This is a genomic window from Corynebacterium halotolerans, from assembly GCF_050107895.1.
GTDB classification, from domain to species: Bacteria; Actinomycetota; Actinomycetes; order Mycobacteriales; family Mycobacteriaceae; genus Corynebacterium; species Corynebacterium halotolerans_B.
Genome location: NZ_JBNILW010000001.1, coordinates 441,787 through 458,773 on the forward strand (window position 1 = coordinate 441,787; position 16,987 = coordinate 458,773).

Annotated in this window: 19 protein-coding genes and 1 pseudogene; 8 read left to right on the forward strand and 12 right to left on the reverse strand. The window is 62.8% G+C overall.

The genetic code is table 11. The features are described from left to right. Positions 1-8: 8 nt before the first annotated feature. Positions 9-395 carry an RNA polymerase-binding protein RbpA gene (locus tag ACQCVD_RS02065; RefSeq protein WP_426822017.1) on the reverse strand — a complete coding sequence of 129 codons (387 nt, stop codon included), beginning with the start codon at positions 393-395 and terminating at the stop codon, positions 9-11. 121 nt (positions 396-516) lie between these two features. Here ACQCVD_RS02065 and ACQCVD_RS02070 point away from each other — a divergent pair, with 121 nt between their 5' ends. The 3 genes from ACQCVD_RS02070 to ACQCVD_RS02080 are packed head-to-tail and all read left to right on the forward strand — an operon-like array spanning position 517 to position 1,736. Continuing rightward, entirely contained in the window at positions 517-852 is a 336-nt protein-coding gene (locus tag ACQCVD_RS02070; protein WP_426822018.1) for a hypothetical protein, read from the forward strand. A gap of 3 nt (positions 853-855) precedes the next feature. Beyond that, positions 856-1,551, forward strand: a complete 696-nt coding sequence (locus tag ACQCVD_RS02075; protein ID WP_426822019.1) for a YceI family protein — start codon at positions 856-858, stop codon at positions 1,549-1,551. Between the two features lie 2 nt (positions 1,552-1,553). Then, the gene (locus ACQCVD_RS02080; RefSeq protein ID WP_426822020.1) at positions 1,554-1,736 is read left to right on the forward strand and encodes a hypothetical protein; all 183 of its coding nucleotides are present in this window, start codon (positions 1,554-1,556) and stop codon (positions 1,734-1,736) included. Positions 1,737-2,817: 1,081 nt separating this feature from the next. Here ACQCVD_RS02080 and ACQCVD_RS02085 read toward each other — a convergent pair. From ACQCVD_RS02085 to ACQCVD_RS02110, 6 genes are all read right to left on the reverse strand, one after another. Then, positions 2,818-3,327, reverse strand: a complete 510-nt coding sequence (locus tag ACQCVD_RS02085; protein WP_426822021.1) for an SRPBCC domain-containing protein — start codon at positions 3,325-3,327, stop codon at positions 2,818-2,820. Between the two features lie 477 nt (positions 3,328-3,804). Then, positions 3,805-4,791, reverse strand: coding sequence for a serine hydrolase domain-containing protein (locus tag ACQCVD_RS02090; RefSeq protein WP_426822022.1), 987 nt, complete (start codon positions 4,789-4,791; stop codon positions 3,805-3,807). Between the two features lie 567 nt (positions 4,792-5,358). Beyond that, on the reverse strand, positions 5,359-5,826 hold the full coding sequence (locus tag ACQCVD_RS02095) for a hypothetical protein (protein ID WP_426822023.1): 468 nt from the start codon (positions 5,824-5,826) through the stop codon (positions 5,359-5,361). Between the two features lie 273 nt (positions 5,827-6,099). Continuing rightward, positions 6,100-6,306, reverse strand: coding sequence for a hypothetical protein (locus ACQCVD_RS02100; protein ID WP_426822024.1), 207 nt, complete (start codon positions 6,304-6,306; stop codon positions 6,100-6,102). A 744-nt stretch (positions 6,307-7,050) separates the two neighbouring features. Beyond that, complete coding sequence (locus tag ACQCVD_RS02105; protein ID WP_426822025.1) at positions 7,051-7,302, reverse strand: type II toxin-antitoxin system prevent-host-death family antitoxin; 252 nt, start codon at positions 7,300-7,302, stop codon at positions 7,051-7,053. A gap of 250 nt (positions 7,303-7,552) precedes the next feature. Continuing rightward, the gene (locus tag ACQCVD_RS02110) at positions 7,553-8,644 is read right to left on the reverse strand and encodes a hypothetical protein (RefSeq protein ID WP_426822026.1); all 1,092 of its coding nucleotides are present in this window, start codon (positions 8,642-8,644) and stop codon (positions 7,553-7,555) included. 350 nt (positions 8,645-8,994) lie between these two features. On the opposite strand from ACQCVD_RS02110, the pseudogene ACQCVD_RS02115 reads away from it, so the two are divergent. Next, positions 8,995-9,153: pseudogene (locus tag ACQCVD_RS02115) on the forward strand (Rid family hydrolase); the annotation flags it as partial. 97 nt (positions 9,154-9,250) lie between these two features. Here ACQCVD_RS02115 and ACQCVD_RS02120 read toward each other — a convergent pair. The 3 genes from ACQCVD_RS02120 to ACQCVD_RS02130 all read right to left on the reverse strand — a co-directional run bounded on the left by ACQCVD_RS02120 (position 9,251) and on the right by ACQCVD_RS02130 (position 11,056). Beyond that, the gene (locus tag ACQCVD_RS02120) at positions 9,251-9,643 is read right to left on the reverse strand and encodes a VOC family protein (protein ID WP_426822027.1); all 393 of its coding nucleotides are present in this window, start codon (positions 9,641-9,643) and stop codon (positions 9,251-9,253) included. 74 nt (positions 9,644-9,717) lie between these two features. Beyond that, a complete protein-coding gene (locus ACQCVD_RS02125; protein ID WP_426822028.1) occupies positions 9,718-10,440 on the reverse strand; it encodes a YqeB family protein in 723 nt (240 codons plus the stop codon). Next, positions 10,433-11,056 carry a TetR/AcrR family transcriptional regulator gene (locus ACQCVD_RS02130; RefSeq protein ID WP_426822029.1) on the reverse strand — a complete coding sequence of 208 codons (624 nt, stop codon included), beginning with the start codon at positions 11,054-11,056 and terminating at the stop codon, positions 10,433-10,435. Before ACQCVD_RS02130 ends, ACQCVD_RS02125 begins: the two co-directional genes overlap by 8 nt. A gap of 633 nt (positions 11,057-11,689) precedes the next feature. Between ACQCVD_RS02130 and ACQCVD_RS02135 the strand changes: the two genes are divergently transcribed. Both ACQCVD_RS02135 and ACQCVD_RS02140 read left to right on the forward strand, forming a co-directional pair. Continuing rightward, entirely contained in the window at positions 11,690-13,051 is a 1,362-nt protein-coding gene (locus ACQCVD_RS02135) for an MFS transporter (RefSeq protein WP_426822030.1), read from the forward strand. 292 nt (positions 13,052-13,343) lie between these two features. Next, positions 13,344-13,733, forward strand: a complete 390-nt coding sequence (locus tag ACQCVD_RS02140; RefSeq protein WP_426822031.1) for a hypothetical protein — start codon at positions 13,344-13,346, stop codon at positions 13,731-13,733. A gap of 18 nt (positions 13,734-13,751) precedes the next feature. Here ACQCVD_RS02140 and ACQCVD_RS02145 read toward each other — a convergent pair whose 3' ends face one another. Then, positions 13,752-14,162: a hypothetical protein gene (locus ACQCVD_RS02145; protein ID WP_426822032.1), complete on the reverse strand. Its 411-nt coding sequence runs from the start codon at positions 14,160-14,162 to the stop codon at positions 13,752-13,754. A 126-nt stretch (positions 14,163-14,288) separates the two neighbouring features. On the opposite strand from ACQCVD_RS02145, the gene ACQCVD_RS02150 reads away from it, so the two are divergent. Further along, entirely contained in the window at positions 14,289-15,161 is an 873-nt protein-coding gene (locus ACQCVD_RS02150) for a M23 family metallopeptidase (protein WP_426822033.1), read from the forward strand. A gap of 17 nt (positions 15,162-15,178) precedes the next feature. On the opposite strand, the gene ACQCVD_RS02155 is transcribed toward ACQCVD_RS02150, so the two are convergent. Continuing rightward, positions 15,179-16,390: an NAD(P)/FAD-dependent oxidoreductase gene (locus tag ACQCVD_RS02155; protein WP_426822034.1), complete on the reverse strand. Its 1,212-nt coding sequence runs from the start codon at positions 16,388-16,390 to the stop codon at positions 15,179-15,181. Between the two features lie 172 nt (positions 16,391-16,562). Between ACQCVD_RS02155 and ACQCVD_RS02160 the strand changes: the two genes are divergently transcribed. After that, positions 16,563-16,982 (forward strand): VOC family protein, encoded by a 420-nt coding sequence (locus tag ACQCVD_RS02160; RefSeq protein WP_426822035.1) that lies wholly within the window; start codon positions 16,563-16,565, stop codon positions 16,980-16,982. The last annotated feature ends 5 nt before the right edge of the window (positions 16,983-16,987 follow it).

Consider the following 16,987-nt stretch of genomic DNA (forward strand, 5'->3'; position numbering starts at 1 on the left):
ACACGCGGCTACGCCTGCGCGTCCGCCTCTTCCTCACGCTGTTGCTTGAGCAGTTTGGCGGCATTGCGGCGCCGCTTGCGCAACTGCTCGACGCGCTCCTCCAGGAGCACATCCAGTTCCTCGATGGAACGCCGCTCACGCAGCATGTCCCAGTGGGTACGAGCCGGCTTGACCGGCTTCGACTCGGTGCCCTCACCCTCGATGAGGGTGCCCAGCTGCCCGTTCTTACACATCCAGGTTCCAGGGATCTCGGCGTCATCTGCGAAGGGAACCTCGTAGATTTCGCCGGTCTCAGTCCGGTACTTGACCATCTGGCGCGGGGCCAGGTCATGGTCGCGGTCGGTTTCATAGCTGACAGCACCCATGCGGCTGCCGCGGAGAACGCGATCTGCCATTGCCTCAATCAGTCCTTTCCCTGGTTGGTACCACCGCGGGAAGGTGGTGCCATAGTCGACATACCAGTATAACGAACGTAGGCATTACTTTGTTCCCGGAGCATGCACTAAGGTGGACGGGGTGACCCAGACACGTACCGCATCTTCGCACACCTGCGCCTGGTGCGGGTGGGAATTCACGGTCAATCGGCGGGGTCGGCCGAAGAAATACTGCAGCCAGTCCTGCAAGCAACGCGCCTATGAACAGCGCAACAGGGTCTCAGGTACCGACATTCCAGCCCAAGCGGTTATCATTCAGCCAGAGCGTGCCGCGGCACTGAGGGATTCCCTTTTCGAACTGAGGTGCGCCGCGGAGGACGTGGCAATCGCCTCCGCAGAAGGCGCCGAGTCCACCGAGATCCAGGAGCTCTGCCGGGAACTCGTCGACCTGGCGCGAACGATTGAAAAGTTAAGGTAGTTCATGCTGAAGCGTAGAAAGACCGTCATCACGGTCCTGGTGGTACTCATTGTGGGCCTTGGCCTGGTGAGTGTGGGTCCCATGTTGTACTCCCTGATCATGGGTCCCGGCGTCACGGCGGGGGAGTTGAATGCCGATAGTGCCGAGCCGCCCAGCACAGAGATGGACGGGGAGTGGGTGGTCACCGCCGGGGATGGCGTGAACCCCACCGCCGTGGGATTCACCTTCAATGAGATTCTCCCCGCGGAGAAAAAGGTGACCTCGGGCGCGACGACAGATGTCAGCGGCCAGGCCAGCGTCAGTGACTCCACTTTGACTGACGGCGAAATCGTGGTGGAGATGGATAATCTGACCACCGATAATGACCGTCGGGACGTCAACGTCCGGATGAAGATTCTGCACACCGACGAATTTCCGACGGCGACCTTCACGCTGAGCGATCCCGTCGACCTTTCCGGAATCCCGGAGGATGGCACACCGGGCGAGGTGGACCTGACCGGCGACCTGACCATCCACGGCGTCACCAATGAAGTGTCCGCTCCGTTCCAGGTCCTGCGTGACGGCGAGAAGGTGATCCTCGCGGGGGACATCCTCTTCAACCGGCTCGACTTTAACGTGGAGTCACCGGACTTTGTCGCCGCAAAGATTGCGGAAGAGGGCGAAGTCAACATCCTGCTGTCCCTGGAGAAGGAGAACTAGGAATGCTCGCGTCGCGGATGATCCCGATGATCTGGCTCCGTCTGATCGTCCTGCTTGGTTTCGCGGTTTTCGTGGCCTATCAGGGCATGTGGATTGTAGCTCTGATTGCGTTGGCATTGGTTGCCGTCAGTGGCTGGCAGTTGACGGCGGCGTACCGCGAGAAGCGGGAATCCGCCCAAGACTAGATGTCCCGACACCGCAGGGCCGTCCGGAGCTGGCGCCGCCCTGCAGGTGAAGCAACAGGCCGGGCCGGAGTTATTTCCGGCCCGGCTTTCATGTTGCTGGTTGCATGACGGGTGGCCAGAGGTCCGGTTTTCGCCGCAGCCGCTGTGGCAGTGCATTTTTCGTTTTTTGGGTCCAAGGTCAGGCCGATCCACCCAGGGGGAAACCAGGGCCAATAACGTAACGTGACGTTAATTGGGCCGTATTTCCGGACGTTTCAGAAAGGCGTCAAAGGGCGGTGAAACCCTTCCTGGCCCGCATCCGCCACCGATGATCACGTCAGGGTGCCGGCGGCGAATGTCTCGGGAACTATCCCGGCGGGCACAGATTCACGCACCCGTGACTCGACCGGCAGACGCGAGCGGCGCGACACTGGTGACGACGGCACGTGAAATCCAGAAAGCAGGGAGATGCGCAAGGGCTGCACGCCGTGCAGTGCGGGTGCCGACCGTCTGAAGTGGCGGTGCCGGGAGGATGCGGGCCGAGGAAGTACACGCCGTAGGCGTGCTGCGACCGTGGATCCCGACACGGCGGGAACAGGTGGCCAGCCGCAGGGTGTTAGGCACGGCGGTAGGAGCGATAATCCGTACAGGTCAATAATTGACCGATAATGTACATTATGTCATTTCAGATGGACGGGGTTATCCCCTACGGTGCCTGGAAACCTCGCGCCGCAGGTCTGGGCCGCAGATCCTGGACCTGCACCGCCACCCACTACCGCGGCCAACTCCGGCAAGCCTGTGCACTCGTTGACTGGGTCCTCCTGCTCCGCGGACTCGTCCATCCTCAGAGTCTTGATCGTTGGCAGAATTGCCTTGTTCAGCGCGGGTGCCACTTCTGAATTCCCGTGGAGCATGCTCTGCTTTCTGCCACGGCCCATCATCCTGCGAATGACTGTTTCCATTCGGGGCGTCCAGAGATACGGGACGGCGTGCAGCAACCGCCGCCCCTGACCGCCGTTGAGTTGTGACATAACGTTATCCGGTCCAAGTGAACACGTTGACGGATAGAATTTGACCGTCTGCTCCCCATGATGATTTTCCGCTAGTTTTCTTCCGGCGCTCTCTGGTAATGCTGAACTTGGCGCGGGTGGTAGCAGCTGAAGTCAATGTCACTAATGGAGCGCCCGTGCACTGCGGCGGTGAGGCGGTCGAGGTAATACTCCCACCCTGGCCCGATATCACCTGCATCAGCGGCGACACCCTCGAGTGGCTGCCGGAACATCAGATGTGTCTGGTCCCCCGCTCTATCCAGCACGACTTCTAAGTTCCAGGCTTCGTCTTCTGGATTTGTGATGATCAGATCGAGAATCCGGGGGCGCTCGCAGCGCTTGATCTGGCACTCTCCCGGGATGTCTGGTGCTTCCACCATGAAGAGTTGGATGACCCCCTCAGCGGGGTCGCCGCTCCAGGTTCCGTACCATCTGGCAAGGAGCTCGGATTCAGTGAGGAAGGACCAGACCTCTTCAATCGGCCTGTCGATGACCCGGTTGATGGCAATCTCGGGCCCGCCAGGACCGATCCTCACCGCGCCGGTCGGTTCTGGTTGGTTCATGTCAGAACCTCTCATCCATTAGATGGTTGCGATGGTAATCGCATCCGACCGGCACCACCTGAGCTTTTCCCACGGATCACCACCTGAGCTTTTCCCACGGATCTCGATAGTCCGACCTGTTATCCAGGGTCCGCGGTTCTTCGAGATTCCGATGGGCCAGGACTGCGGCGAGATTGTCGACGAGCCGGTGTAAATCTGTGGCCCCGATTGGCGTCCCCTGCGGTGCGTCGGAGGTAAAAACCAGGGATAAGGTCGGAGGGCTCACCGCATTTGACGTTCCTCATGTGCACGTCGCACACCGGGGTCCGCGGTCGGAAAGAGCTAAGGCCAACTGCCTTGATGCAGATGGCTGCAGGTACGAGGACGAAAAGCACAGGAGTCACTGTCGCTGTGGGAGAGATTTTCGTTCTTGCGTCTCACAGCAGGATCGAACCGGCACCTACAAGAAACGTTTCGCGAGTAAGGAAACACATGGTCTTAACCCCGGACGATCTTGCCATGTTCTGCCAGGAGCGAGAATCCGTGCCGGTCTATCGATGCCGAGGTCGCAGAGAGAAGAACGACGCCGGTACCAGCCTCTCGGTCGACGCCGAGCCAGGAGCTGAAACCGCCGGTTCTGCCGTTGTGCCATGTGATAGCACGTCCGCCAAATTCAAGGGTGATCCATGCCGCGCCGATGCGGGCACCCCTCCCCAACTCTGCGACAGGATCGAGTGCTGTGACTCCGGGTGCGGATTCATCAAGGAGGGCCGCAGTGAGTCTTGCCATATCTCCGATGGTGGACCGGATACCACCCGTTGGGCCGAAGGCTTCGCCCGTCCACGGTTGCTGCGTTCTCCCTCCCCTACTCCGCCCCACGAGGACATCGTCGCGCAGTTGTTCCGCCCTTGCGGGGACGTAGGTGTGAGGAAGACCGAGCAAACTTGTGAGGCGGCGGTTCAGGAGCTCGGCGTACGTTGTGCTGGCGGCGGTAGCGATGGCGTGGCCGAGAAGCTCATACCCCAAGTTGGAATAGCTTCCGCGGGATGCGCGTGTATTAACGGTGCGCGCCTGCGTGAGCAACTCGCTCACGCGCTCGCCATAGGGATTTGTTCCATGCCGCCAGAGGGCGATGGTGCGTCGCAGCGGATGGGCGGCTCTTGGCAAGCTGGGTAGGCCGGAATGGTGCGTGCTGAGCGAGGCCAGGGTCAACTTCGCCACGGGTGAGTCGCCGAGGGGAAGAATATCCCCGAGAGTCGTGTTCGACTCGACTTCGCCGCGACTGAGTGAATCCGCGTAGAGCAACCCCGTGACGCCCTTCGAGATCGAACCGATCTCGAAGTCCGCAGCAAGATGCGCGCCACGACTAGCCACAAGACATTCCCCTGCCCGTACGACGGCCACGGCTGCGACTCGGTGGCGCTTCCCCAACAGCTCGCTCAACCGGGTGGCGAGCTGTGCATCTCCGTAGAATGCGGTTGTCATGATCGCCCTCGGAACCGACGATCGCCATATTTCTTATAGGCGTCCTGCTTCGTCACACCCAGGGCTGCCGCGATTTCGACATTGGTCGCGCCACCGGTGCGAGCTTGGCGCACGAGCACTGCCTCGGCCTGTTCGGTCTCGCTACGCAACTCCCGTACGGAGCGCAAAGCCGCCAGTGGATGTCCATCAGCCACAGTTTCCACTAGTGCCACAACAGCCTCTTTTCATTGGAGTCAACCATAGTTGACCCGCAAAAGTTCACGGTATGTCTCGCCCACCGCAACGGCGGCTTGTAATGATGGCGGAGGCTGAAGGAGTCTTCCTCAACGCGCTGGTCAATCAGAAGCTGGCCGGGGCATGAATCCGTGCCGTGCCAAGCGCCGAGCAGTGAACTCAAGGCCTCGAAAACGAGCTTCCACCAGTACTTCCCATTTCATCCCTAATGGTACTTTGTTCGGTAGGGGCGCGCCTGCAGTACGGACATGATCTGCGCCGTTGCTGCCAGTTGATACGGGTGAGCTCGTCAACCAGCTGATGCCGGCAAGCCAGCTTCCGCACTGCTTTGACCTAAATCAGGGAATTGGGTCGATTACTGCGTAGCGCTGGGATTCTTGAATTCTTGTCGATCCACAGAGCTGCATCGCTGTCGATCCGTCGCGCCACCTGGGACAATGCAGAATCGAACGTATCGAGCTGAGCCGTTTCGGCCAGCGGGTCAGATTTCACCGACGGCTCATGGTGGGCACATCGGTTGCGCAGGCCGTAGATCACGGCCACCTGCCCTTCGAAGTCTTCTTGTCCACGTCCTTCTGCGGCAAGGTCGGGAAGACCTCGGAACACTATCGGCCACAGCGTGGTTTTGTACCTCCGGGCAAGGAGAAAGCGCCAGGTATCAAACGTGAGCTCTGCGATGACTTTCCCCGGAGAATAGCGGGATCCTGCTCTTCGTTTCGCCGTGGCCACCGCTTTTTGAACTGTCCAGTAAAACTGGAGGTAGTCGTCGTCGAACCAGTGCGAGCCTCGAGCAGCACTCAACTGAGTATCTATTCGAAGGCTTCCGAGTCTGCGAAGCTCCCGTAGGTCCTCATCCGCGGTTTTGAGAACCACTGCTCGAGCTGCGTGAAGCGTGTCGGAGGGTGCTGACCATAGGTCAAGTATTACACTTACCTGTTGTAAGCCTCGGAGTGATCCCTACCTGCGGGTACATCACCGGGGCTATTGTATTTGGCTATCCCCGTGTCGGTGGCAGCGTAAAGGCCCCGCTACTTCCGTGGTGGTGGGGCCTTTACGCTGCCACCGAATTTGGTTCTAGTCAGCGGTAGCTAACGTGCTGGGTGAGTCTTTCTTCCTCAGCTTGCCGCCGGTTACCTCACTGTCCAGGCGCTTGTTTACTTTCACGACAAGAGCATCGGCCTGCTCCAAGAAAGCTCGGTCGCGCGGCTCGATCACATGAACTTTCTGATTGCCGCGAGAACGCAGCCTTAGGGTCTTCTCGCTCTGCTTCTTGAGACGCATGATGCTACCTCCTGCCTACTCGTCGCACTCTTAGTATACCCCGTATCCGGGGCAGCCACCTGTAGGAGGGAGTCGCTTCGTTTTCTACTTCCTCGGTACTACGAGTTTTTTCTTCCAGTAGGACTTCGTCCATTAACGCCTCGGCCACATCTCGAATCAGTTCGAGGTCACGAGAGGTAATGTCTGGGTCTTCCGACAAATGCGACAGCAGCGTCAAACCAGTTTTGCGTCCAATTTGATCGGCATCAGTTGTTGCCAGGTCAATTGCGGACTGCACACGGCGCCACCATTCAGCGCGGTTATCAATCTTCCTCCGATGCACGTAAGTTCGCCATGCGATCACTCCAGCGACAGCAGCTACGAACGCCGTACTGAAAGGGGCGAATGGCGCCATCCACATGAAGAGCTCTCGGAACCACCCCTCGGCCACTCCCCAGATGACTAACCCCGAAAACAGCAGAAAGGCAAGAATGCTCGTGATAAGACCTCTCCGGCTCATGACCTGAGAGTACCTTGGCCGGTTCAAGGAATAACGACCTCATTAAGAAGGGTGCCCCAGTTCCTTGAAAATGATGCCAGAGTCAGAAGGCGTTTGTGCTGCCAATGCCCTAGTGACCAGGCATGTGAATCCGACTGATGATGCTATCTGGCCACTACTGCCGTGAACCTTTTGCTACCTACGCTCCCGCCTGGCCCTTGTGTCTACTTTCCAGGGGTCGGGCCCATCTGCGAACGTATAGCGGCTCAAGCGAGGCCGAGCTCTGTTTTTAGCTCATCATGAGAAATACTGCCCTCTTCCTCGCGGGCAGAGGCTGCCGCACGGACATCCTCAATGTCCTCAAGAGACTGAATTGCGCGGTCATAGAAGTGTGGGGAGACGACCACTGCGCGCCGGCGGGTGCCACGACTGAGAATTGACACCGGCTCCCGCTGAGCGGCGTCGAGGTAGTGGTTTTGCTCGTTTCGGAACTGACTGGGAGTGACGGAGACGCCCATGACAGTCAACGTACATCTTGTACAAGCCTTCCGCCAAGGCCACTGCCGGAAGAACCTTCCATTAACTGCACTGCTGGAGAGGACCGCACGTGAGACGAGACCGATCTGACCACTGAGTGTTCGGGACCAAGCGAGACATTCTCCTCGCTGATGGAGGCTGAGCAGGAAGCTAATGGTACCGCCGAGAATGCAGCAACAGCAGGAAACACTGCCGCCGTTCGGCAGGATGCGCTCCCCTACTCTCCATTTTTCACCCTCCGCTTTCCTCGCGCCACACTAACTCACCACCGGAAGCATATTCTCCCACCCACCGTGACCTCCGGTCACTTAAATGCGCGCAGTTGCGCAACCAGTACGTGTCCCCCGGCGCCCAGCCAGCGATCATGCTCGCAGTCCTGTCCTCAATCTTGACCACACGTCCGGCCGTACCGAGATATCCGCGCACGGTCAGATACACGGCGTCAAAGTCGTGAGACACCCGACGCCAGTCCGGCATCACCCACCGGCCGTTGCGCGCGGTAGCCGGACCCCAGGACGAATGCTTATCCTCGGTCACGTCCAAGGGATAGTCCCGGCACAGCCGCACCCAACCGGATTCACCGTGGATGGTGAAGATCCGAGCTCCGAAATCAACGTCAATCTCGACGAGTTCCGCGCACTCACAACCGAAGGAGTCTTCCTGCCACCATAGGCCGGTTGCCCCGTACTCCCCCAGTTTCGTGCTGGTGTGTCGGCCCAGCTGCAGGGGCGCAGACCACCACGTACCTGTGAAGAAGCGCGTGTCATAACCTTTACCGACGTCCCCACCCCGGCCAGCATCGTAGGTGACAAAGGCTTCCCGCCAACGGGACAACCGTCCTAGATCCGCACCCAGCTGCGCGGCGTACGGCGCCGGGTCCTCCCAGTTGTGCCCCAGCCGCACCCACACCTGCTGCTCGTGATCGAAACCGTCGTTCCATCGCGCGGCCGCGGCACTGTCTGCGACGAGCACGGCGACGTCGTGAAGCGCTTCGCGTACGATCTCCCGGCGCAGCAGACGGTCAATCCCGTCGGGCAGCTGCCAGTACATGGCCGCATCGACTGCGCGTCCCACCGCCTGGAGAAGCACCTGCTCATCGACGGTGCCGGGCAAGGGAGAAGACTTGATTTCGGTCGCGAGGATCTCCGGCGCCAGACGCTCAGCCACCCCGATCTCATCCGACTTGGTGTCGACCCGGGTCTGCCACAGCAGCTGTCCCAGCCGGCCCATGTCCGAGGGGGCAGGTTTCGGCTCGGTGGCCAGCAACAGCTCAAACAGCACGCGCCTACCGCGCGGTCCAGCGAGCAGCTGATGATGATGCATCGTGCACCTTCCTCCTCTGAAGTCGGCAGACAGAGCCGTCTTTGTGTCCCGAAAAGCACATTCCGTCTGGCTTTCATCCGGTGGCCGCTACCTTCCTGCACAGGCTAGACTTCATCGGATCGGTGCTCCCACTATGGCGGTCGATATGATCTTCAACCGCCGCGCACTGTTCAGCAGCGAACTGCAGTAGTTCGCTGCACCGTTCTCCCACCAGGTCAGGGTGGGAGTCCTGGACTTCGTCTCCGACGATCATCGGTCAGGATCGCCGAACCCGGGAGTTGGTCTCCGCCGATGCCATGCTGCAGGGCGAGGCGATGTTCGACAATCCGTAGACCCCGCTAGGCGAGGCCGGGCTCGATGTGAACCACGTGGTGCGCTCTACCTTGTACTTGAGCGATTATGCCTACTTCAGTGCGGCCAACGACATCTACGAACAACGGTTGAACCACCACTGCCCCGCCCGCACCACCCTACAGGTGGCCGGACTCCCGCTTGTGGCGAAGATGTAGATCGGCGCTGTCGTCGCCTTCGGGTGAGACAGCCAGGCGAAGCCTCCGGGACGCAGCCGAGCCGCCCACCTCTTTCCCTGCCCCCAACTACAACCACCTACACATACGGCTGCGTGAGCATCTCCAGGAAATGACCGGAAGGGTCCCGGAAGTAGACCCGCAGTCCCGCTTCCTCGGAGACCTCGCCCGGCCGCTCCATGCGGGGGTCGGCCCAGTACTGCACCTCGAGCTGCTGTAGCATGCGCAGGCCCCGGTGGAACTCCGCCTCCGACATCAGGAAGGCCATGTGGACGGAGTCATTGACGGGCGCGGCCGCGAACTGCAGCAATGTTTGGTCGTCAAGGATGAGGTTGGTGAACACTCCCCAGCCCGGAGCGTCGCGGGCGCCGATGACCACGCGGTAGAACTCCGCGGAGACGGCGGGATCGTGCGCGCCGATGATGGTGTGGTTGAAGCTGACAGCCACGGCTTGTCCAATCGTTTCAGCCACCTCCATGCCTGACGCTGCCCGCCAGCGGCACGCGGTAACTGTGCACTGAGCCTATCGCGTCACCATGGTTCCCTTCAATGCTTTTCCGGCGGCCCAGTCACCCGGTACTGTTGCCCGTCCTTCCGGTCACGGACCACAATGTCCCGCTCCGAGAGCTGATCTGCCAGCTGCTGCATCCGACCCGTCTGGTTATCGAGCTGCGCCCGGTGGCGGTCACGCAGCAGTCCCTCGCTTTCTGCGTCCAGCGCGTCCTCGCCGTCGGCCCAGGCCACGAAGTGCTCCTCGCGGGGATCACGGGTGCCCACGTACGGATAGGAATACCGCTCAAGAACCCTACCCAGCTGCGCGGCCAGCTCATCGTCGGTTCTGTTGCGGAGCAACTCGCGTCCGGCCTCATCGACGATGACCAGATCCACGCCGTCCGTGAACACTTCTCCGACTCTTTCGCGGGCCACCCGCTGCCTACCAGCCTTGTGCTCCACGGTGATCCCGCGAGCGTCGACCCGCACCGTTCCGGCCTCCTCGTGCCACTGCGCAAGGAGGACAACGCCCACCACGGCACCGATGATCATCAGCGCCGGGATCGCCCACGCCAACGGCAGCAGGGCGGCCAGGCGCAGTGGCCCCGGGGCGTCGCCGATCTGGTTGAGCAGCCAGGCGACGACGGGACCGACGATGAAAGCGGTGGCCAGGCCGATGAGGGCTCCTGCGAGCGGGAAAATCACCGTCCATCGGCGCCGGATGTCCACCGTGGCAACATCGGACGAGGTGGGAGGGTGGGGATGTTCTTCAGTCATCGCGGTTCTTTCCTTTCGGAGTGTCAGGCATGGGTTGCGGCAACAGGTAGCCGCGGGCCGTACGGCGGAGTTCGGCCTCGGGATTCCGACCGGGAACTGCGTTGAGATAGGCACCGTCAATCACCGCCTGGAGCCACGAGGCTGTTGCCCCGGGATCCAACGTGGCGTCGATGGTTCCCTCCCTGATGCCCCGGGCGATGAGCCCGGCCAGTGCCTCGCGCAGGATCGCGGCAGTCTGCGCAACCAGCGCCACCAGCTCCGGGTCCTGCCCGGCGCGGCGGACGATCTCCGCCACCATGCCGTCTGCCCCGGGTTCTGCTGCATCCGTTCCGAGTTCCGCGACAATGTCCAGGATCGCGGCGAAGGCATCCTCTGCCCTGCGGGCACGTTCCGCGATCTCCTCGGCCACCGCGAGGTCCTGCTCGAAGGCGGCACGGAACAGTGCGGCCTTGTCCCTGAAGTAGTAGAACACGCTCGCCGAGCTGATCCCCACTTCACGGGCGATGGTGGCCACGCTGGTGTTCTCGTAGCCGCGGGTGGCGAAGAGGCGTGCGGCGGTGTCGGCGATCTCGCGTCGCTTCTGCTTGGCCTTCTCCTGGTCGATGGTTCGTGCCATGGGCTCCCCGAATTCTTTAACTGATTAGTCAGTTAAAGAATAAACCCAGTGCGAGCTACAGGCAAGAGAATCAGTCCAATGACGGGCGCGGCACGGCGATCTGGTTTTTCCGGCAGCCCGGCGCGATCTCCTCGCGCCGTCAGGGCACTGGGTGGGGATACCCCTCCCCGACGAACTAACGGCCGACGATGGTGCGTGGAGGAATGGCTGGGCACTGCCACTCGCCCACTCAGGCCGCTTGGCGACGCCCTCCCCTTCCGCAGTGACCATCTCCGGCACGGGGGTGCCTGGTACCCCGGCGGTACCCTCTCCCGCCTCGGCGAGGGGCAAGCCACCAGGGGAATCGGGTTCAGGACCATAGGGTGCTTGAGGAACCGGCGGTGCACGCGCCGTGATCCGGGGCAGCATTCTGGCGCTTGCCCGGTCTGCTGTCTGAAGAGTTCCTACCTGTGGAACCCCCTATTATCCCACTTGATGGGATGAGGTCTCCGAAATCTCGGGGGTTAGACCGAAAACGGAACAACACTTTTCCTACCTTGTGGGAAAGTCTCAAATAGTGGGATTTGTTTTCTCATAGCACGGGATATTAGTCTCATGGGAGTACTTTTATTGACCATGTGAAAGGTGGGACCCATGTCGACCACAGTCGATCAACCACAGTCGGCACCGCCGGAACTGAGTGCGAAGGACCGCCGCCGCGTCGCCTTCGCCTCAACCATCGGCACGACGATCGAGTTCTACGACTTCTACGTCTATGCCACGGCAGCTGTTGCTGTCTTCCCGTTCCTGTTTTTCCCGGAATCGGACAACCCCACGGTCGGCCTGCTGGCCTCCTTCGCCACCTTCGGCCTGGCCTTCGTGGCCCGACCGCTCGGCTCCATTCTCTTCGGACACTTCGGTGACCGGGTTGGACGCAAGGCCACCCTGGTGGGCGCTCTACTGACCATGGGAATCGCCACCTTCCTCATCGGACTGTTGCCCACCTACGGCCAGATCGGCATCATCGCCCCTGCCCTGCTGGCGCTCATGCGTTTCTGCCAGGGCCTGGGGCTCGGCGGCGAATGGTCCGGCGCCGCGCTACTGGCCAGCGAGACCGCCGCTGAGGGCAAGCGCGCCCGAGCGGCCATGTGGCCCCAGTTCGGCGCCCCCTTCGGCTTCTTCCTCGCCAACGGCTTCTTCCTGGTCCTGGTGACCCTGCTCGGCCACAACAGCGGCGACGCGCACGGCGCCTTCATGTCCTGGGGCTGGCGCATCCCGTTCCTGGCGTCGGCGATCATGGTCATCGTCGGTCTGTACGTCCGGTTGCGCCTGCAGGAGACCCCGGTCTTCCAGCAGGCGGTGGACACCGGCAAAAAGGTCGATTCCCCGCTCGGGGAAGTCTTCCGCACCGCTTGGCGCCCGCTGATCTCCGGCACCTTCATCATGGTCGGCTGCTACACCATCTTCTACCTGGTCACCACCTGGATCCTGTCCTACGGCATCACGGATAAAGAATCCGGCACCGGTCTGGGAATCCCCTACAACGATTTCCTGGTCATCCAGCTGGTCTCGATCTTCGCCTTCATCATCGGCATCCCGATCGCCGGACGTCTGGCCGACACCAAGGGCCGCAAGCCCACGCTGTTCTGGACCACCATCGCGATCATCGCCTTCGGCTTCAGTTTCGAGTTCTTCCTGGACCCCGCCACCGCCACCGAAGGCTCCGTGCTGGCCTTCCTGACCATCGGCATGTTCCTGATGGGCCTGATCTTCGGCCCCATGTCAGCGGTCCTGCCGGAGCTGTTCCCCACCAACGTCCGCTACACCGGTTCGGGAATCTCCTACAACGTCTCCTCGATCCTGGGTGCCGCCATCGCACCATTCATCGCCACCGCCCTCAACGCCGAGTTCGGGGTGCAGTCCGTGGGTTGGTACCTGGTCGTAGTCGCCGTGATCTCCCTGATCGCCATCATCATGATGCGCGAGACCCGTGAGAAGGATCTGTCCGAGATCTAGATTCTCTGCGCTCCATCCCCGGTGCCTGCCTCCGTGCAGGTGCCGGGTCTTTCTTTGCCCGGCGCGCCAGTGGACTGACCGAACCACCTGCACCAGCCGGCCTGCGCTCCGCCCCTGCAGAGGCTGGTCCAGATGGCAGGGAGGCCGCTAACATGCGGAGGAGTCCCGGCCCGGAGACGGGACCGGCGGCTCCTCCGCCGAGTTGGTCGGAGGTCTGCACACGATCGCTCAGGTCCTAACTTCGGTCCGCTGCAGGGCGGAAGCTGGATGGGCAGAAAAGCGAAGGGATCTCATGACCACAGTCCGCTGCACCATGTTGTCCCGGCTCGCCGCCGGTTTTCTCGGCGGCGGCGTGGCGCTGGTTGTCCTCGCTGCGCTTCAGGCGGGGCCCGGGGCGAATGAGGCAACAGCTGCCGTCTGGCTGACCTACGCTGTGGGAATCCTGGCGCTGCTTGTGTCGTTGGTGCTCTGCAACATCGAAGTTTCGCTCCGGGAGACGTCCTGGTCAGAAGCCGGCGTTCTTGCCCTCATCGGCGCCAGCCTGTTCGGCGCTTCAGTGATCTGGCTGATTCCCGTCACCGGACAGCCGGTCATCTTCCATCCGGCAGTGGCAACCGAGCTCATTGGGCTGCTGTGGTTTCTCTCCGCCGTCGTCTGTGCGTTCCGGGCCGCCAACAGATAACTGTTCCAGGACTCCGGGTCAGCTGACGGACTGCTCAGCCAGACGCGCGAGCTGCCTGAGGTCTGCCGCCACCATCTCGCAGTCGCGGTCGAACTCCTCCGACGGGGAAGCCCCCCGACGCACTGTGAAGATGAGCTCCGCGCCGTGCGGGTGAGCGACCACCCGCAGCGGGTTGTCCGTCACACTGCCATCCGGCAGCGTCACCGTGTGGTCGAGCACGCCCAGCTCGTTGCGGACGGAGAACTCGACGCGGACCCGTCCCATCAGGGAGTCGAGTTCCACGGTCGCATCGTCGATGATCCTCAGTTCCCTTGCCGCCAGTCCGGCCGCCCACTCCGGTAAGCGCGCCAGGTCGCGCGCCGTGGCGTAAACGGTTGCCGGGGCCGCAGCGACCACCACAGACAGGTGTCGGGAGTCACTCTCATGCATGCGCCCGAGAATAGCCCGACTCCCCGGGGCAGTGGGCGACCGTCACCCGTGGCCAGCGCTGCCGCCGGCCCCCGATGAGCGTGCGGGGACGGTAGGCTGCCTCCCAGGGAAGATGAGGAGACTGACGTGATACGGACACTGGCCCGACTTCGCCCCCTGTGGTCAGTTGTTCTCGTGGTGTCACTGTTGCTGATCCCGCTCATGCTGGTCGGCCTCGTCCCGCCGGGATGGGCGTCGGGCGCCGCTGCCGTCATCGTGGTTACCGCCCTGCTGCTCGGGGTGGCGCCCCGGTCGCCGCAGCACCGGCCGCTCACCATGGTCGCCCCGGTGCACGGCTCCTGGTTGGCGGTGAACAGTCCCGGCCAGCGCCTACCCAGCCACGGCACCCGGGCACTCGGGCAGTACGCGGCCATCGATCTCATCCGCGCCGGAACCTCCGATACCGCCCGGATGCTGCGTCCGGGCTGGCGCGGCACTCCGCCGGAGGAGTTCTCCACCTTCGGCGCCGGCATCCACGCGATGGCGGCCGGCAGGGTCATCCGGGCCCACTCCCGCGCACCTGACCACCGGGCCCGCAACACCCGCCCGGCATTGCTCTTCATGACCACCGTGGAGGCTTTCCTCCGCTCCCTCGGGGGAGCCCGGGCACTCTACGGCAACCACGTGATCGTGGCGCAGGAGGGCGGGAGCTTCGCCGTCTACGCCCACCTGCGGCAGGACTCGGTCACGGTGGAGTGTGGTGACCGGGTCGTGGTCGGGCAGCAGCTCGCGGAGGCCGGCAACAGCGGAAACTCCTCCCTGCCGCACCTGCACGTCCACCTGATGGACCGTGCGGACCCCAATGCCGCGGCCGGGCTGACCATGGTCTGGGACAATGTGGCCTGCAGCGGTGAGATTGACGGCCACCTTGCCGGGATCGCGAAGCCGCCCAGCGGCAACGCCCTTGCCGCCATGCCCCGCAACGGCGAGGTCTTCCTCGTCCGGGGAGCCGACGGCTGACTCCCGGACAGGAAGGGTCATCCCCCGGGCGTGATCTCCGCTTCCAGGTCGGCTACCGCCAGCTCTCCGCTCCGGGACCTGCGCACCGCCTCCCGGGCAGCGGGGACGGCGTCCCAGGTGTTCCACAGCAGCACGCCCGCCACCTCCTCACCGTCCAGGTACCAGACGACTGCTGCCGTGCGGTCGTCATTCCAGAACTCCCGGATCTCGTGGCGCGTGGACAGATGCCCGATGGCCTCGTAACCGTCATCGAAAAGGTCCGAGTAGAACAGCGGTGTGTAGTCGTAGAGCACCGCATCGCCGACCATGTTCTTGCCGGCCCGGGTCCCCGAGCGCCAGGCGTTGTCGACGTGCTCGATGTGCCGGGGGCCGAAGATCGGGTCGCGGAAGTGGATGATGTCACCCGCAGCCCAGATGTCCGCCGCGCTGGTGCGCAGGTGTTCATCGACCACCACCGCACCCTGGGCCATCTCCAGACCGGTCTCCTCCGCGAGTCCGGTGTTGAGGACCGCGCCCAGGCCGAGCACGGCGACGTCGGCGGTGGCCTCCCGTCCGTCCGCGGCCACCAGGGTCAGTTCCTCGCCGGTGGCAATGGACTCCAGCTGAAATCCAGGGACCAGCTCAATGCCGCGGGAGGTGAACACCTGCTCCAGATGGTTGACGATGCTCTCCGGGAACATGTGCTCCAGCAACCGCTTACCCAGGAAGTAGTTGCTCACCTTCGCCCCGGTCACCGACAGACCCGCGGAGATCTCGGAGCCTATGTAACCGCCGCCGACCACGGCGACGCGGGTGCCCTCCCCCACCAGCTCCCGCAGTCTGCGGTAGTCGGCGACGGTGCGCAGGTACACCACCCGGTCATCGTCGAGGTCGCCGAACCGTCGCGGGGAGGACCCGGTGGCCAGCAGCAGCTTCCCGTATCCCACGGCCGTCCCGTCAGCGGTGGTCACGGTGTATGCTTCCGGGTCGATTCCGGTGACCTTCACGCCGGTGTGGACCTCCGCACCGGTGTCGGCGGCGGTGGCCAGGTCCTGGGAGGCCGGGTCCGGATCGTCTTTGAGCCAGAGATCCTTGGTCAGGGCGGGACGGTAGACGGGGCCGTCGCGGTCGGCGGACAAGATCGCGATCGTCGCCTCGGGGCGGGTCTTGCAGATGGCGCGGGCGGCCTTGTCCGCGGCCACCCCGCCGCCGACGATCACGTGGTCATAGGAAGTTTTCAGGTCAGACATGACGGGCACTCCTTCACCTGTGGTGGTTTCTCAACTCCAACTTAGGCCGGGGAAACTACCCCGGCAATCATTTCCGCCCGGCGGTCCCCCGCCGCTGCGCCGGAGGCCGTCCGGGCGTATCTTCGGGCAGGCCAGGCAACACCGCGATATCTGATGAACAGGATGGCCCAGCATGCACGCAGACCTGACCCCGTACCGCCGATTCCCCGGCAACGCCGCCGAGGCCATGGAGTTCTACCGGTCGCTCTTCGGCGCTGAACTGCAGACGATGACCTACGACCAGATCCACTCGGCGGAGGAGGTCGGTGACCAGGGTGACAAGATCATGCACGCCGAGCTGATCGTGGACGGCCGGAAGCTGCTGTTCGCCGCCGACATCCCGCCGGGCATGGAGACCACCCACGGCGAGGACACGCCCCTGTCATTGACCGGCGGCCCCGCCGAGGAGGCGGAGCTGCGCGGCTACTGGGAGAAACTCGCCGAGGGCGCGGACATCACCATGCCCCTGGAGGCTGTCCCCTGGGGCGCGACCTACGGCGCCCTGCAGGACCGCTTCGGCACCCACTGGATGTTCAACATCGCCGGTCAGTGACCGCT

Coding starts and splice junctions, on each gene's coding strand:
- ACQCVD_RS02065 (WP_426822017.1), bottom strand. CDS start 395: ATGGCAGATCGCGTTCTCCGCGGCAGCCGCATGGGTGCTGTCAGCTAT.
- ACQCVD_RS02075 (WP_426822019.1), top strand. CDS start 856: ATGCTGAAGCGTAGAAAGACCGTCATCACGGTCCTGGTGGTACTCATT.
- ACQCVD_RS02080 (WP_426822020.1), top strand. CDS start 1,554: ATGCTCGCGTCGCGGATGATCCCGATGATCTGGCTCCGTCTGATCGTC.
- ACQCVD_RS02085 (WP_426822021.1), bottom strand. CDS start 3,327: ATGAACCAACCAGAACCGACCGGCGCGGTGAGGATCGGTCCTGGCGGG.
- ACQCVD_RS02090 (WP_426822022.1), bottom strand. CDS start 4,791: ATGACAACCGCATTCTACGGAGATGCACAGCTCGCCACCCGGTTGAGC.
- ACQCVD_RS02100 (WP_426822024.1), bottom strand. CDS start 6,306: ATGCGTCTCAAGAAGCAGAGCGAGAAGACCCTAAGGCTGCGTTCTCGC.
- ACQCVD_RS02105 (WP_426822025.1), bottom strand. CDS start 7,302: ATGGGCGTCTCCGTCACTCCCAGTCAGTTCCGAAACGAGCAAAACCAC.
- ACQCVD_RS02110 (WP_426822026.1), bottom strand. CDS start 8,644: ATGCATCATCATCAGCTGCTCGCTGGACCGCGCGGTAGGCGCGTGCTG.
- ACQCVD_RS02125 (WP_426822028.1), bottom strand. CDS start 10,440: ATGACTGAAGAACATCCCCACCCTCCCACCTCGTCCGATGTTGCCACG.
- ACQCVD_RS02130 (WP_426822029.1), bottom strand. CDS start 11,056: ATGGCACGAACCATCGACCAGGAGAAGGCCAAGCAGAAGCGACGCGAG.
- ACQCVD_RS02135 (WP_426822030.1), top strand. CDS start 11,690: ATGTCGACCACAGTCGATCAACCACAGTCGGCACCGCCGGAACTGAGT.
- ACQCVD_RS02140 (WP_426822031.1), top strand. CDS start 13,344: ATGACCACAGTCCGCTGCACCATGTTGTCCCGGCTCGCCGCCGGTTTT.
- ACQCVD_RS02145 (WP_426822032.1), bottom strand. CDS start 14,162: ATGCATGAGAGTGACTCCCGACACCTGTCTGTGGTGGTCGCTGCGGCC.
- ACQCVD_RS02155 (WP_426822034.1), bottom strand. CDS start 16,390: ATGTCTGACCTGAAAACTTCCTATGACCACGTGATCGTCGGCGGCGGG.
- ACQCVD_RS02160 (WP_426822035.1), top strand. CDS start 16,563: ATGCACGCAGACCTGACCCCGTACCGCCGATTCCCCGGCAACGCCGCC.